Source organism: Fundidesulfovibrio sp. (assembly GCF_058402725.1).
In genome coordinates this window covers 1-15,469 of the sequence record NZ_JBZVFJ010000027.1, presented here as the reverse complement: position 1 = coordinate 15,469, position 15,469 = coordinate 1, and the positions used below count along the sequence as shown (strand labels likewise).

The 15,469-nt window shown below is 69.2% G+C and carries 12 protein-coding genes; 8 read left to right on the top strand and 4 right to left on the bottom strand.

Annotated features, from left to right (window positions below; all coding sequences use genetic code 11):
• The first annotated feature begins 265 nt into the window (after positions 1–265).
• Both ACV4UX_RS05645 and rho read left to right on the top strand, forming a co-directional pair.
• A complete protein-coding gene (locus ACV4UX_RS05645; protein WP_491592347.1) occupies positions 266–778 on the top strand; it encodes a CarD family transcriptional regulator in 513 nt (170 codons plus the stop codon).
• A gap of 429 nt (positions 779–1,207) precedes the next feature.
• The gene (gene rho / locus ACV4UX_RS05640; protein WP_173086510.1) at positions 1,208–2,455 is read left to right on the top strand and encodes a transcription termination factor Rho; all 1,248 of its coding nucleotides are present in this window, start codon (positions 1,208–1,210) and stop codon (positions 2,453–2,455) included.
• A gap of 244 nt (positions 2,456–2,699) precedes the next feature.
• On the opposite strand, the gene ACV4UX_RS05635 is transcribed toward rho, so the two are convergent.
• Entirely contained in the window at positions 2,700–4,148 is a 1,449-nt protein-coding gene (locus ACV4UX_RS05635; protein ID WP_491592346.1) for a dihydrolipoyl dehydrogenase family protein, read from the bottom strand.
• Positions 4,145–4,462 (bottom strand): cysteine-rich small domain-containing protein, encoded by a 318-nt coding sequence (locus ACV4UX_RS05630; RefSeq protein ID WP_491592345.1) that lies wholly within the window; start codon positions 4,460–4,462, stop codon positions 4,145–4,147. Before ACV4UX_RS05630 ends, ACV4UX_RS05635 begins: the two co-directional genes overlap by 4 nt.
• A gap of 33 nt (positions 4,463–4,495) precedes the next feature.
• Between ACV4UX_RS05630 and ACV4UX_RS05625 the strand changes: the two genes are divergently transcribed.
• Positions 4,496–5,812 (top strand): VgrG-related protein, encoded by a 1,317-nt coding sequence (locus ACV4UX_RS05625; RefSeq protein ID WP_491592344.1) that lies wholly within the window; start codon positions 4,496–4,498, stop codon positions 5,810–5,812.
• A gap of 72 nt (positions 5,813–5,884) precedes the next feature.
• Positions 5,885–6,565 (top strand): hypothetical protein, encoded by a 681-nt coding sequence (locus ACV4UX_RS05620; protein ID WP_491592343.1) that lies wholly within the window; start codon positions 5,885–5,887, stop codon positions 6,563–6,565.
• Positions 6,566–6,719: 154 nt separating this feature from the next.
• On the opposite strand, the gene ACV4UX_RS05615 is transcribed toward ACV4UX_RS05620, so the two are convergent.
• Positions 6,720–8,252 carry a hypothetical protein gene (locus ACV4UX_RS05615; protein WP_491592342.1) on the bottom strand — a complete coding sequence of 511 codons (1,533 nt, stop codon included), beginning with the start codon at positions 8,250–8,252 and terminating at the stop codon, positions 6,720–6,722.
• 62 nt (positions 8,253–8,314) lie between these two features.
• The gene (locus ACV4UX_RS05610) at positions 8,315–9,730 is read right to left on the bottom strand and encodes a DHA2 family efflux MFS transporter permease subunit (RefSeq protein ID WP_491592341.1); all 1,416 of its coding nucleotides are present in this window, start codon (positions 9,728–9,730) and stop codon (positions 8,315–8,317) included.
• A gap of 94 nt (positions 9,731–9,824) precedes the next feature.
• On the opposite strand from ACV4UX_RS05610, the gene ACV4UX_RS05605 reads away from it, so the two are divergent.
• The 4 genes from ACV4UX_RS05605 to ACV4UX_RS05590 all read left to right on the top strand — a co-directional run bounded on the left by ACV4UX_RS05605 (position 9,825) and on the right by ACV4UX_RS05590 (position 15,403).
• Complete coding sequence (locus tag ACV4UX_RS05605; protein ID WP_491592340.1) at positions 9,825–10,466, top strand: DUF1956 domain-containing protein; 642 nt, start codon at positions 9,825–9,827, stop codon at positions 10,464–10,466.
• Positions 10,463–11,677, top strand: coding sequence for an efflux RND transporter periplasmic adaptor subunit (locus ACV4UX_RS05600; protein WP_491592339.1), 1,215 nt, complete (start codon positions 10,463–10,465; stop codon positions 11,675–11,677). The genes ACV4UX_RS05605 and ACV4UX_RS05600 overlap by 4 nt, the downstream gene beginning before the upstream one ends.
• Positions 11,674–14,790 carry an efflux RND transporter permease subunit gene (locus ACV4UX_RS05595; protein ID WP_491592338.1) on the top strand — a complete coding sequence of 1,039 codons (3,117 nt, stop codon included), beginning with the start codon at positions 11,674–11,676 and terminating at the stop codon, positions 14,788–14,790. The genes ACV4UX_RS05600 and ACV4UX_RS05595 overlap by 4 nt, the downstream gene beginning before the upstream one ends.
• A 64-nt stretch (positions 14,791–14,854) precedes the next feature.
• Positions 14,855–15,403 carry a cyclase family protein gene (locus ACV4UX_RS05590; protein ID WP_491592337.1) on the top strand — a complete coding sequence of 183 codons (549 nt, stop codon included), beginning with the start codon at positions 14,855–14,857 and terminating at the stop codon, positions 15,401–15,403.
• Positions 15,404–15,469: the final 66 nt, after the last annotated feature.

Here is a 15,469-nt window from a genome sequence, read left to right as displayed (position 1 = left end):
CCCGGCGCGCGCGGCCCCGTCACGCCGCAGGCCAGGCGCGGCGGGCCTCCCCGCGCCGCCCGGATGCCCCCCTGCGAACTTCCCCCACCGGCACGGGGAGGCTAGACTCTTTGATTCACTTGGGGTATCAAGACAACCGTGCCGAAATGCGCCCGTCTCCCAGCGCTTCGTACCGCCGCCGGACACACGATCCAGCCTGAATCCGTCCGGTAGCCTCCGCGCAGAACCTCCCCAGGCGTCACACACGGCAAGGAGCAACGCCCACGTGTTTTCCATCGACGAGTTGGTGGTCTACCCCGCCCAGGGCGTGGGCAGGGTCGAACGCGTAGAATCCCAGACCGTCGGCGGCCAGTCGGTGGACTTCTACATCGTGCGCATCCTCGCCAACAACGTGACGCTCATGGTGCCCGTGAAGAACGCGCGCAACGTGGGCCTTCGCCACGTCTGCCCTGCCGACGAGGCCAGCGCCATCATGGAATCCCTGGCCGACCGCTCCACCTTCACCGGCTACACCGGCCAGAACTGGAACCGGCGCTACCGCGAGTATTCCGAAAAGCTCAAGAGCGGCAACCTGGCCGACGTGGCCTACGTGCTCAAGGAGCTTCTGCTCATCGGCGGCGGCAAGGAGCTCTCCTTCGGCGAACGCAGGCTCCTGGAACAGGCCACGGGGCTGCTCACCCTGGAGGTGGCCCACGCCCTGGGGCAGGACCAGGAAGACGTGAAGAACCGCATCAACGACCTCTTCGAGGACGTGCTCAAGCCCAAGACCCCTGAGTGAGCCACGCATTTTTTCCGGGCCGCTCCGGGCGCGCTTGACAGCGGGACAAAATCATATATTGAGCCCCTTGGGCAACTCAGCAAGTCAATCACGCCGCACTTCGTAACGAACCACCAGCAAAACGACGAACCGCAAAAACTCTCTCAAGCTCTTTTGCGCTGTTGCATGTCGGTCGGCTGTGTTGCGTTGCGTGTGGATAGAGCGGGGCGAACCCGCGCGGATGGTACGGTTCCTGGACGCGTCCGGTCTGTTGCGGGACGCGGTCCGCATCTGCACAACATCATCTTCTCGTCCAAGACGAGCCGTCATGCCTGAAACCGACCTCACGTCCCGTCGCGCCACGCTTACCGGCGCAGCCACATCCCACGCGGGCCCAGCCGCCCCGGGGATCATTCCGGCCTCTTTGCCAACATCCTCACGGAGTCCTCGATGAACCTCTCCGATCTCAAGCTCAAGAGCATGCCCGAACTCATGGAACTGGCCACCCAGTTCAATGTGGAAAACCCCAGCGGCATGCGCAAGCAGGAACTCATCTTCGGCATCCTCCAGAACTGCGCCTCCCAGAACGGCTCCATCTTCGGGGAGGGCGTGCTGGAGATCCTGCCCGACGGCTTCGGCTTCCTGCGCTCGCCCATGTACAGCTACATGCCCGGCCCCGACGACATCTACGTCTCTCCCTCGCAGATCCGCCGCTTCGGCCTGCGCAAGGGCGACGTGGTCTCGGGCCAGATCCGCCCCCCCAAGGAGGGCGAGCGCTACTTCGCCCTGCTGCGCGTCTCCGAGATCGGCTTCCAGCCCCCCGAGGCCTCCAAGCACATCGTGCTCTTCGACAACCTCACGCCGCTCTACCCCAACCGCCGCCTGGTGATGGAGAACGGCGACAAGAACTACGCCTCCCGCGTGGTCGACCTCATGGCCCCCATCGGCCACGGGCAGCGCGGCCTCATCGTGGCCCCGCCCCGCACCGGCAAGACCATGCTCCTGCAGACCATCGCCAACTCCATCAACGCCAACCAGCCCGACGTCTACCTCATCGTGCTGCTCATCGACGAGCGCCCCGAGGAAGTGACCGACATGGAGCGCACCGTGCGCGCCGAGGTGGTCAGCTCCACCTTCGACGAGCCGCCCCAGCGCCACGTGCAGGTGGCCGAGATGGTCATGGAAAAGGCCAAGCGCCTCGTGGAGCGCAAGCGCGACGTGGTTGTGCTGCTCGACTCCATCACCCGCCTGGGCCGCGCCTACAACGCCGTCACCCCCTCCTCCGGCCGCGTGCTCTCCGGCGGCCTGGACGCCAACGCCCTGCAGCGCCCCAAGCGTTTCTTCGGCGCGGCGCGCAACCTGGAGGAAGGCGGCTCCCTGACCATCATCGCCACGGCCCTCATCGACACCGGCTCGCGCATGGACGAGGTGATCTTCGAAGAGTTCAAGGGCACCGGCAACATGGAACTCTACCTGGACCGCCACCTCTCCGAGAAACGCGTCTACCCCGCCATCGACATCAACCGCACCGGCACCCGCAAGGAAGAACTGCTGCTCCCCGAGGACCAGCTCAACCGCGTGTGGATCCTGCGCAAGTTCCTGGCCCCCATGAGCCCCATCGACTCCATGGAGTTCCTCCTGGACAAGATGCGCGGCACCAAGAACAACAAGGAATTCCTGGACATGATGAACCGCTAGCGCCGGTTCGCCCGAATGCGTCACAAGGGAGGCCTCGCGGCCTCCCTTTTCTATGCAACAAACCCCGAAGACGGGGTTTGCGGGAGCCGCTTACGGGCGGCGAAGCCGCCCTGCTCCAGGCTGCGCTTCGCGCAGGGCTGCCGTCAAAGACGCAAAGCCGCCTTTGGCGGCAGCCTAGGGAGGCCTCGCGGCCTCCCTTTTTTTTGCACGACAAACCCCGAAAACGGGGTTTGAGGGAGCCTGACTAGCCGCAGGCCCTGCCCTTGAGCCCGAACACGGCCTTGAGGAGCTTGGGGGCCAGGCCGTCGAAAAGCTTGGGGGCCAGGTAGTCGGCGGCGGCGCGGCGGTTGATCTCGCCCAGGGTGGGGTAGGGATGCGTGGCCTGGGCCACCTCCGAAAGCTTCACGCCGCCAGCCAGGGCCGTCACCCACTCGCAGACGATGTCCCCCGCGCGCGGCCCCAGGGCGCGCACGCCCGCCACCTTGCCCTTGCGATCCACCAGCAGCTTGAGCACGCCCTCGGGCGTGCCGTCGGCCTGGGCGCGGTCGTTGTCCTCGAAGCGCTCCGTGACCACGTCCACCTCCAGCCCGGCCCGGGCCGCCGAGGCCTCCCCGTGGCCCACTCCTGCCAGTTCGGGCTCGCAATAGGTCACGCGGGGCATGAAGGTGTAGTCGGCCTTGCGCGGCAGGCGCGCCACGGCGTTGACCAGCGCCACGCCGCCCTCATAGCCCGCAGCGTGGGTGTAGAGCCACTTGCCCAGCACGTCCCCGGCCGCCCACACCGTGGGCGCGGTGGTGCGCAGTCGCTGGTCCGTGGGGATGCCCTTGTCGGTGTAGGCCACCCCGGCGTTCTCCAGACGCAGGCCCTCCACGTTGGGCCGCCGCCCCAGGGCCACCAGGAGGGCCTTGCCCGAGGCCACCCCCTCCTCGCCCGACTCCGTGACGTAGCCCACGTGGCGCAGCCCGTAGCCCGGGCTCACGAAGCGCGCCCGCACCCCCGCGAGCACCGAGACGCCCTCGGCCTCCAGGCGCGCGCGCACCATGTCCGCCAAGTCCGTATCCTCCCCCGTGAGCAGGTGCGCCGAGCGCTGCACCAGCGTCACCCGGCTGCCCAGGCGCGCGAAGGCCTGGGCCATCTCCACGGCCACGGCCCCGCCCCCCAGCACCACCAGGGACTCGGGCAGCTCCTCCAGCGAGAAGAGCTCCCTGTTGGTCAGGTGCTGGGTCTGGCGCAGGCCGGGAATGTCGGGCACGGCCGGGGAGGCCCCCGTGGCCACGATCCAGCGCGAGGCCGAGACGATGCGCCCGTTCAGGCGCACGCTGTGTTCGTCGGTGAACTCGGGCTGCCCGGTCTCCACCAGCACGCCCAGAGAGCAGAAACGCTCGAAGGAGTCGTGGCGCTGGATGCGCGCCACCACCTCGCGGATGCGCGCGGCCACCTTGGCGAAGTCCACGGGGGGCAGCTCCGGGGCGGGCAGGCCCCAGCGCGCGGCGTCCTGCATCCTTCGGCGCTGTTTGGCCGTCGCGATGAGGGTCTTGGAGGGCACGCAGCCGTAATGCAGGCAGTCTCCGCCCAGCACGGGCTCTTTTTCCACCAGGAGCACCTTGGCCCCCAGCCGCGCGGCCCCCGCAGCCGCCGTGAGACCGGCCGCGCCGCCTCCGATGACGCCCAGATCGAAGTCGTGCGAGCTCATGGATTGCCTCCTTCCGGACCGGCTCCTGGCGGTTGTTCTCCGGCCTGGGCGCGCCGCCGGGCGAACTCGGCCTTGAGGCGGTCGAGCACGCGCTCGTAGCCGCCCGGGGCGTGGGGCTTCAGGCAGCCGGTGCAGTCCTTCACGGAGCCGCGCAGGGTGAAGTCGCCTCCGCAGTCCTCCAGGAAATAGAGGGGGCAGAAGCAGAAGAGACAGTTGAACGTCTCCGGGTCCGCTTCCGGGTGGCAGGGGTAGTAGGCGCAGGCCCGGTTCTGGAAAAAGGCGTGGGACGCCTGGCACGGCGATTGCTTGTCCATGGCGCGGACCTCCGTCCGCAAGGAGTGCACGTCATGGCCCTGACACCCAACCCCGTCGCCCAGGCGCTGGCCGCCCGGCCCGAGACGGCCCGCTTCGGGCCTTCCCGGCTGGTGAAGGATCAGAGCGCGTTCAAGGCGGCTCTCACGAGCCAGCTGGGTGTAAGCCAGGATATCCTCGGCGGCAAGTCGCGCGACCCCATGGCCCTGTTCACCGAGGCCCTGGAGGCCCAGTCCCCGCGCGACCCCGGCGCGCCAGCCCCCATGGCCGCTCCGGGCGGCGCGGGAATCCGACAGGCCGCAGCCCTGGCTGCCCTGGCGGGAAACCAGCCCGCTGATCCGACGCAGACCCGGATTCAGCAGCCCCTGCCGGTCCGTTCTCCGGGGCAGACTTCCGCTCCTTCCCCCATACAGCCTGCAGGGCAAGGCCAGCCCGCCCCCACAGCGCAGAAGGCCGCCGCCCGGACCCAAGGCCCCCAGGACCTGGCCGTCCAGCCCCAGGCCACCACGCCACGCCCGGCGGCCCAGGCCGTGCGCTCCGCCGTGACGCCGGGCGCGCGCCACCCCGAGGATCTCGGACATCTTTCCCAGCCCGGACGCTTGCCGGTCCAGGGCGAGGGCTTCACTCGCGAGGAGGAGAACCTCCTCCAGGCGGCAGCGGCCGCCGAATCGCGCTTCCTGGCCGTCAAGCGCGGCGCGAGAAGCCGCCCCGAGGCCGCCGCGGAGCAATCCGACAGGCTGGGCATCCTCTCGGCATCCTACGAATCGCGCGGGTCCATCGACGCCATCGGCTACGACGGACGCGGCGGGACCTCCTACGGCCTCTACCAGATCGCCTCGGGCGTGGGCACCCTTGACCGCTTCCTGAACTACCTGGACGCCAAGGCCCCCGAACTCTCGCAGCGGCTGGCCAAGGCCGGACCCGGCAACACCGGAGGCCGCTCCGGAGCCATGGCCGACGAGTGGAAACGCATCAGCGCCGAGAACCCCGTCCGCTTCGAGGCCCTCCAGCACGACTTCATCCGCGAAACCCACTACCAGCCCGCCCTGCGCTCCATCACGCTCTCCACGGGGGACGACCTCTCGAAACGCGCCCACGCCGTGCGCGAGGTGCTCTGGAGCACCGCCGTGCAACACGGCCCGCACGGGGCCACGGAAATCTTCAGCCAATCCCTGGACGCCCTCCAGGGCAAGGGCGGCCAGGTGAGCGACAAGGCCCTCATCGAGGAGGTCTACGCCCGGCGCATGAGCCAGTTCGGCGGCGGCGGGAGACTGCGCGCCGCCGTGGCCGGACGCCTGGCCGACGAGAAGGGGACCGCACTGACCATGCTCGGGGGACGCAGCCTGGGCTGATCCCCTCCACGGCCTTGCCAGCCGGGCGCGCCCCGGCTATCAGAAGCGGAAACCGACACCCCGGAGGACCGCGTGACGCTTTTCACCCGCCTGAGCCTTGCCGCCGCCCTGCTCGTCCTGCTCGCACCCGCCGCCCTGGCCGCCCAGAAGGCCCAGACGCCGGCAGCCAAAGCCCAGACCCTGGCCCGGGGCTTCGGCCAGGCCGCCTGGGGCGAGGACCTCTCCCGCCGCGAAGGCTTCCTCAAGCTGCGCTCCCAGGAGGGCGTGGACTACGCGGTGTATCTGCGCGAGCATTTCCAGCTGGGCGGGACAAAGGCCACGGTCTACTACGCCTCCGCCGGGGGACGCTTCTACGCCGCCCACGTGCGCCTGCCCGCCGGAGCGGACCTCAAGGCCCTGTCGAGCGAACTGACCAGGCTCTACGGGGCCTCCAAGGCCTCGCGCCAGGACGGCATGCCCCTGAGCCAGTGGAAGGCCGGACAGGTCCGCGTGAAGCTCAAGGAGCTGCCCGGCGGCGAGGCCCGGCTCTCGTTCTACCACCAGTCCGCCGCAGGCCGCCTCACGGCCGCCCTGCGCGACGCCGACCTGCCCGCCGGGGACCTGCCCGCGCCTGTGGCGGGCGACGTGGCGGGCGTCAAGGCCCCCTCGGCCGGCATGCCCAAGCCCCAGCCCGACCAGGTGCCCATCGACGTGCTGCACTACCTCAAGGAAGGCTCCCAGCTGCTGCGCCTGGAAAAACCCTCCGGCTATTGAGCGCTTACCGGGAAACCGGCTTCCGCAGCGTCCCGCGCCGCCATGCGGCCCGGGACGCTCGCCGTTGTAAGCCCCGCGCGGGCCGCGGGCCGGAGGATTCGTCACGAAAGGGAAGGGGCGCAGCCCTGCGGACAGAGGACGCCGGGAGAGGCCGTCAGGACTGGGACGCGCGCACCACGCCCAGTTTGGCGAGGATCTCCCCCACCTTGGCCTGGACGTTGGGGGTGGTCTTGGCCACCAGCCCCAGGTTCACCAGGGCCAGCACGTCCACTTTGAAGTCCATGGCGCTCCAGAGGTCCGTGAGCCCCTGGGCCAGGGCGGGCTCCATGTTGGAGAGGCGGATGGCCTCGGCCAGCTCGGGGCCGGTGCGGGCCTTGAAGAAGAACCAGCCAGGCGCGGCCGGGTCCTCGTCGAAGAAGAGACGCTGGCGGATGCGGTTGAATCCCCGGGCCGCCAGGGCCTCCAGGCCAGAGGCCGGGGCGCGGCGCTGCCGCACGGTCTTGAACTGCACCTTGGCCCCCTCGTCGGCCACCTTGGCGGCCAGCAGGCCGCACAGGGCGAATTCCAGCATGAGGCCGTGGGCCACGGCCAGGTTGCGCGGCTCGAAGGCCCCGGCCACGGCCAACAGTTTTTCCTGTTCCCGGGCCGAGAAGCCGTTGATGGCCTTGCCCAGGTCCTCCCTGGCCACTCCCAGCGCCAAGGCCGCACCCGTGGCCATGGCCAGAAGCTGGGTGCGCAGGAAATCCCGCCGCGCCTCCACCAGCTGAGCGCGGCGCTCCGGGTTGTCGGCGGCTGGGGCCTCGGGAAGCTCCGAGTCCTCGATGGGGGCGTTGTCCACGAACACCTGGGCGAAGCGCGCGGCCAGGGGGTCCAGGGAGGCCACGGCCGCAAGGGCCTCGAAGTCCGCCCGCGCGGAGCGCTGGGGCAGCACGGGCCGGGAGAGGTTCTGGAGCATCCCAGCCAGGGCCTGGGCCGCGCGCCGGGCCTCCGGGTCGGCTTTGGCCGCATCGAACGAGGCCTGGAGCCGGGTCTTCTCGATGGCCTTGTCCGTGCCGGGCATCTGGATCAACAGTCCGTCCAGGGGGAAGCGCACCGCCACGAAGGCCCCCTCCCGCGCCACCTTGAAGCCGTCGCCCGCCAGCATGGCCGCCAGCCCCTTCTTCACGAAGCCGAAGACGAAGCGCTCCAGCAGGGCCTTCCAGTAGCGGTCGTCGGGGTGGCCGGCGTGGGAGAGTTCGTCGATGTCGGCGAGCGCCGACTCGCCGAAGCGCAGGAGGATCATGTCGTTGAATTCGTCGCGCACCACGCCCGAAAGCGCGATGTAGCCCTGCAGGCACTTGAGCAGCACGCTCTCCTCCACGCAAAGCTGCGGCAGGAGCTGGTCCGCCTGTTCCCTGGCCCCGGTGCGCCGGGCCACCTCGTACTGGTTCAAGTCCACCAGGAACTGGGACATCCACTCCTGGTGCCAGGCGTGGGCGGGATGGGGCTCGCTGCGCGTGCACAGGGCGTGCACCAGGTTCTGCTGGTCGGCCTCCTGCGCGGGGGACTCGGAGAGCCGTTCCCGGTTGGCCGCGAGAACCCCCAGGAGCACCTCGCGCTCCAACACCTCGCGCCGCGCCCCGGACTCCTTGAGGCGGCGCAGCACGGTGAGGTAACTGTCGAAACGGGCGCTGTCGTCTTGGCTCATGGCGGTCCCCCGATCCTGGCTGCCTGAATTCCTACCTCAAAAACAAGTGGAATAAAAGGGGTCTATCGTTCTGGAGGCTTGCGAAACGCACGCACGGCGGACAGCAGCATCCCCGCCAGGGCCAGGCAGGCGGCGGTGGTCAGCGCGGCGTCGAAACCGGCGTGGAAGGCCTCGACCTCGTCCTGCCCGCCAGCCAGGGAAGCGTTGCGCCACGCCTCGTAGACCGCCGTGGCCACTCCGATGCCGCAGACCATGCCCAGGTTGCGCACAAGGGCCATCACGGCCCCTGCCACGCCGCTCTTGGCGCGCGGGGCGCTGCCCAGCACGGCGTTGTTGTTGGGCGAGAGGAACAGCCCGAAGCCCACGCCCAGAACCGCCTGACCCGCCGCGCAACGCCAGAACCCGGCCGACGCCGCGAGCAGCGTCTGGGAATAGAGACCCCCCGCCACGCAGGCCATGCCCGCCCCCGTGAGCAGGGCGTGGCTCACTTTCTCCGAGGCGAAGCCCGAAAGCGGGGCCACGAAGGACATGGCCAGGGGCAGCACGGCCATCACCAGCCCCGTCTCGCCCGGCCCCAGGCCCACCACCCGCGCCAGGAAGAACGGCAGGAGCACCGCGTTGGCCAGGAGCGCCATGAACGCCAGAAGCGAGGCCAGGTTGCCCAGGGCCAGCTCCGGGATGCGAAAGAGCGAGAGGTCCACCACCGGATGGGCCACGCGGGCCTGACGGTGCAGAAAAAGCGCAAGCCCGGCCGCCGCCACGCCGAAGCAGGCCAGCGTGCCCGGAAAGCTCCAGCCCCAGCGCCCGCCGTGGGTCACGGCCGTGAGCAGGAACACCACGCCCACGGCGTAGAGGGCCGCGCCGGGCAGGTCGAAACGTTCCTGGGTCTCGCGCCGGTCGTCGGGCAGGATGCGCCCGGCGAACCAGGCCCCGGCCAGGCCCACGGGCAGGTTCACGTAGAAGATGGAGGGCCAGCCGAAGAGGTCCACCAGCAGGCCTCCCAGGGACGGACCCGCCAGCGACCCCAGCGAGACCACCATGCCGATCATGCCCAGGGCCCTGCCCCGCTCCGGCCCGGGAAAGCTCATGACCACGATGGCCGGGCCGTTGGCCATGAGCAGCGCTGCGCCCACCGCCTGGAGCGCCCGCCCCGCGATGAGCCAGCCCATGGACCCCGCCGCCCCGCACAGGGCCGAGGCCCCGGCGAAGATCAAAAAGCCCGCGCGGTATTTGCGCCGCCTGCCGTGCATGTCGCCCAGGCGGCCGAACGCGGGCAGCAGGCAGGCGATCACCAGCAGGTAGACCGTGACGGCCCACTGGGCCACGGGCAGGTCCGCGCCGAAGCCCTGGGCGATGGTGGGCAGGGCCACGTTGACGATGCCGCCGTCCAGGGTGGCCATGAACGTGCCCGTGGCGGCCACGCCCAGGCAGGCCCAGGGTCTGGCCGCGAAGGGATTGGGGGGGTGGGTTCCTGTCATTCCGGTAATGCCTCGGGGGCTAGCCAATACGCCCTTTGCCCGCTAGAAGCAATGAGGCCAAACGTTCGATTGAAACATCCGTTTGAGGCAAGACGTGCTCCAAGCCAACGAACACGACGAAACCAAGCAGCGCCTCCTGGACGCCGCTGGCGAGGCCTTCGCCGCCAAGGGCTACCACCGGGCCACCATCCGGGAGATCTGCTCCCGGGCAGGGGCCAACGTGGCCTCGGTGAACTACCACTTCGGGGGCAAGAAGGGGCTCTACAAGGCCCTGCTGGAGCACTGCCACCAGGAAAGCCTGCGCCGCCACCCGCCCGGGTCCCTCCAGGCTCAGGCCGACCCCGAGGAGGCCCTGCGGGTCTTCGTGCGCTCCATGCTGGACCGCAACCTGGGCGAGGGACGCCCCACATGGCTCTCGCGCCTGATGGCCCGCGAGCTCTCCGACCCCTCCCCGGCCCTGGAGAACGTGGCGCGCGCCTCCATCCTGCCCAACGTGGACCGCCTCGCTGCCATCGTGGCCCGCATCATGGGCCAGCCCGACGACTCGCTCCTGGCCCGGCGCTGCGCCCTCTGCGTGGTGGGCCAGTGCCTGCACTTCTGCCGCTCCAAGCCCGTGATCGAAATCGTCTGCCCCGGCGTAACCTACGACCCCCGGGGGCTCGACAACATCACAAGCCATATTGTCCGCTTCAGCCTCGCCGCCCTGCGCGGCCTCGCCCAGGAAGGAACCGCATGAAACTCCGCCTTTCGCTTTTGGTGTCGTTGTGCCTCTGCCTGGCCTTCGCGGCCGGGTGCTCCGACGGGAAGAAGCAACAGCAGGGACAGGGGCGCCGGGCCGTGCCGGTCACCGCGGCCGAGGCCACGCTGGGCAGCCTGCCCGTGAGCCTTGCGGCCGTGGGCAACGTGGAGCCCTACCAGAGCGCCGCCGTGCGCACCCAGGTGGGCGGGCTCATCGTGGAGCAGCGCGTGCGCGACGGCCAGGAAGTGGCCGCCGGGGACGTGCTCTTCGTGCTGGACCAGCGCCCCTTCCAGGCCGCCCTCAAGGAGGCCCAGGGCAAGCTCGAACGCGATCAGGCCCTCCTCAAGAAGGCCGAGGACGACTTCGGCCGCTACAGCGGCCTGAAGCAAAAGGACGTGGTGAGCCAGCAGCAGTTCGACCAGGCCTCCACCGACGCCAAGAGCCTGCGCGCCTCCATCAAGCTCTCCGAGGCCCAGATCGAACAGGCAAAGCTCCAGATGGACTACTCCGTGATCAAGGCCCCCTTCGCCGGGCGCGTGGGCTCCGTGCTCGTGCACGTGGGCAACGTGATCAAGGCCAACGACGACCGCAACCTCCTGGTGCTCAACCAGGTGCAGCCCATCTACGTGAGCTTCGCCCTGCCAGAGCAGCACCTCCCCGCCGTGACCGCCCACATGGGCAAGGCCCCCCTGGAGGTGCTGGCCGCCGTGGCGGGCGAGGAGTCCCGCCCCGAAAAAGGCGTGCTGGCCAGCGTGGACAACACCGTGGACCGCGCCACGGGCACCATCAAGCTCAAGGGGCTCTTCGCCAACAAGGACAAACGCCTCTGGCCCGGGCAGTTCGCCAAGGTGACGCTCAACCTGGAGAGCCGCGAGGGCGTGCTCACCGTGCCCGCCGCAGCCGTGCAGCAAGGGCTCCAGGGTCCCTACGTCTACGTGGTGGGCCAGGACAACACCGCCGCCTTGCGCCCCGTGGAGACCGGGCAGATCGCGGGCGAGCGCATGGTGATCCTCAAGGGCGTTGCGGCGGGCGAGCGGGTGGTCACCGACGGGCACGTGCGCCTCACCCCGGGGGCCGCCGTGGAGATCAAGGCTGTCAAGGAATCCAAGGACGCGGCCCTCGCGCCCAAGGATTCCAAGGCGGCGCAGGATGCGAAGGACGCCAAGAATTCCAAGGACGCCAAGGCGTCCGGGGAGAAGGCCCAATGAGCCTCTCCTCCGGTTTCATCCGACGCCCCGTCATGACCACCCTGGTCATGGCGGCCATCCTCATCTTCGGGGCCATGGCCTACAAGGCCCTGCCCGTCTCCGACCTTCCCAACGTGGACTTCCCCACCATCCAGGTGACCGCCAGCTTCCCCGGCGCGAGCCCCGAGACCATGTCCTCCTCGGTGGCCACGCCCCTGGAGAAGCAGTTCTCCACCATCGCGGGCCTGGACTCCATGAACTCCAACTCCACCCTGGGCACAACGCGCGTCACGCTGCAGTTCGACCTCTCGCGCAACATCGACGCCGCCGCCCAGGACGTGAACTCCGCCATCGCCCTGGCCGTGCGCAACATGCCCTCGGAGATGCCAAACCCGCCCACCTACCGCAAGGTGAACCCCGCCGACCAGCCCGTGCTCTACCTGGCGCTCACCTCGCCCACCATGCGCCTCTCAGACTTGAACGAATACGCCGAGAACATGATGGCCCAGCGCATTTCCATGGTCAGCGGCGTGTCGCAGGTCTCGGTGTACGGCTCCCAGAAGTACGCCGTGCGCGTGCAGCTGGATCCCGACGCCCTGGCCACCCGCGAGATCGGCATCGACGAGGTGGCCGAATCCGTGCGCCGGGCCAACTCCAACCTGCCCACGGGCACGGTGTCCGGCCCCAAGCGCGAGTTCACGGTGCAGTCTTCCGGCAAGCTGGTGCGCGCGGAGTTCTTCGGCCCCGTGATCGTGGCCTACAAGAACGGCGCGCCCATACGCCTGAACGAGATCGGGCGCGCCATCGACTCCGTGGAGAACGACAGGCGGCGCAACTTCTTCAACGGCGAGCCCGGCTTCGTGCTGGCCGTGCAGCGCCAGCCCGGCACCAACACCGTGGCCGTGGTGGAGGCCGTGAAGAAGCTCCTGCCGGAATTCAAGGCGCAGCTCCCGGCCTCGGTGAACATGGAGATCATGATCGACCGTTCGCTCTCCATCAAGGAATCGGTGGAGGACGTGCAGTTCACGCTCCTGCTCACGGTGTTCCTGGTGATTCTGGTGATCTTCCTCTTCCTGCGCAACCTCTCGGCCACGCTCATCCCGTCCCTGGCCCTGCCGCTCTCGCTGGTGGGCACGTTCGCGGTGATGCAGATGGCGGGCTTCAGCCTGAACAACATCTCGCTCATGGCGCTCACGCTCTCGGTGGGCTTCGTGGTGGACGACGCCATCGTCATGCTCGAGAACATCGTGCGCCACATGGAGATGGGCAAGCCTCCCCTCCAGGCCGCCTACGAGGGCTCCCGCGAGGTGAGCTTCACCATCCTCTCCATGACCGTCTCGCTCACGGCGGTGTTCATCCCCGTGCTCTTCATGGGCGGCGTGGTGGGCAGGCTCTTCAAGGAATTCGCCGTGACCATCAGCGTGGCCATCCTCTTCTCGGGGTTCGTCTCGCTCTCTCTCACGCCCATGCTCTGCTCGCTGTGGCTCAAGTCCCACGCGGGGGAGCGCCACGGCAGGCTCTACTGGCTCATCGAGAAGGGCTTCGAGGCCCTGCTCAGAACCTACGAGCGCACCCTGCGCGTGGTCATCGCCCGGCGGCGGATCACCCTGGCCTTCTCCGTCGCGCTCCTCGGCGTGACGGTGTGGCTCTTCGGGGCCATCAACAAGGGCTTCCTGCCCAGCGAGGACATCGGGCAGGTTTCGGTGGTCACCGAGGCCGAGCAGGGCATCAGCTTCCCGGCCATGGTGGAGAAGCAGAAGCGGATCATGGAGATCATCGCCGCCGACGAGAACGTGGAGGGCTACATGTCCGTGGTGGGCGCGGGCGGCCCCGTGTCCACGCTCAACTCGGGGCGCTTGTTCGTGAAGCTCAAGCCGCGCCACGAGCGCCCCCTCTCCGCCGACCAGGTGATCCAGAAGCTGCGCCCCAAGCTGGCCCAGGTGCCCGGCATCATGGCCTTCATGCAGAACCCGCCCCCCATCCGCCTGGGCGGCATGGCCACCAAGGGCCTCTACCAGTTCACCCTGCAGAACCCCAACACCCAGGACCTCTTCAACTACTCGGTGGAACTGGAGAACAAGCTGCGCGAGATCCCCCTGCTCCAGGACGTGAACTCCGACCTCCAACTCAAGAACCCCCAGGTGTTCCTGGAGATCGACCGCGACAAGACCGCCGCCCTGGGCATCACGCCGCGCCAGATCGAGGACGCCCTCTACACCTCCTACGGCAACCGCCAGATCTCCACCATCTACGCCCCCAACTCCGACTACCAGGTGATCATGGAGCTGCTCCCCGAGTTCCAGAACGACCCCTCCCTCATGAGCAAGCTCTACGTGCGCTCGCCCGTCACCGCGAAGCTCGTGCCCCTGGACGTGCTCGTGAAGCGCTCCATGGGCGTGGGGCCGCTCTCGGTGAACCACTCCGGCCAGCTGCCCAGCGTGACCCTCTCCTTCAACCTGCGTCCGGGCGTCTCGCTCTCCCAGGCCGTGGAGGCCGTGGAGGGCGTGGCCCGCGCCACCCTGCCCGCCTCGTTCTCCACCAAGTTCGAAGGCACGGCCCAGGCGTTCCAATCGTCGCTGACGGGCATGTCGCTCCTGGTGATCCTCTCCATCGTGGTGATCTACATCGTGCTGGGCATCCTCTACGAATCTTTCATCCACCCGCTGACCATCCTCTCGGGCCTGCCCTCGGCGGGCACGGGCGCGCTGGCCACGCTCATGCTCTTCGGCCACGAGCTGGACATCTACGGCTTCGTGGGCATCATCATGCTCATCGGCATCGTGAAGAAGAACGCCATCATGATGATCGACTTCGCCCTGGAGGCCCGGCGCGGCACGGACATCGCGCCCGCCGAGGCCATCTTCCAGGGCTGCATGGTGCGCTTCCGGCCCATCATGATGACCACCATGGCCGCCCTCATGGGCACGCTGCCCATCGCCCTGGGCTGGGGCGCGGGCGGCGAGGCAAGGCGGCCCCTGGGCCTGGCCGTGGTGGGCGGCCTGATGGTGTCGCAGTTGCTCACGCTCTACTTCACGCCCGTCTATTACATCTATCTCGACCGCTTCCAGACCTGGATGGGCAAGCGCATGGGCCGCCACTCCGAGACGCCGGAGCCCGAGCCCGCCCACCGCTGACCACGCAACGCCACGCGGCGGGGTTCCCACGGGACCTCGCCGCGTTTCCTTGGAGGAGCCCGCAGTGCGGCTGATCGATCTGACGCTCCCCCCGGACGATCCCCGGGGCCGCTATCCCGGCGACCCGCCTGTACTGGCCCGCCCCCTGCACACCCTGGAGGGGCACGGCTGGCGGCTCCACGCCGTGAGCCTGGGCAGCCACGCGGGCACCCACGTCAACGCGCCCTGGCACATGGCCCAGGATGGCCATCGCCTGGAGGAACTGAGCCTGGATCGCCTCTGCGGCTGGGCCGTGGTGCGCGGTCGCGGCCCCGTGGAGCCGGGGCTTGGGCTCGTCTACGCCGACTTCCCCCTGGAGGGCGCGGAGCTTGAGGCCGTGCTGGAGGCCCGGCCTCCCTTCGTGGCCCAGGCCGTGGAGTTTCCGCTGGACCTGGAGGCGGAGCGCGCACTTTGTCTGGCCGGGATCGTGAGCTTCGAGAACCTGGACCGCACGGCCCTCCTGCCGCGCGGCGAGCGTTTCTGGTTCATGGGTCTTGCCCCGGCCCTGGCCCCGGACGGCTTCCCGGTGCGCGCGGCGGCCGTGCTGGGCTGCACGATATCGCTCGCACGATAAACTACTGACGCGCGGCCCGACCGCGCGTTGGCGCGGTCCCGCCGCCGGGGCCTGGGCCTCGGCGGG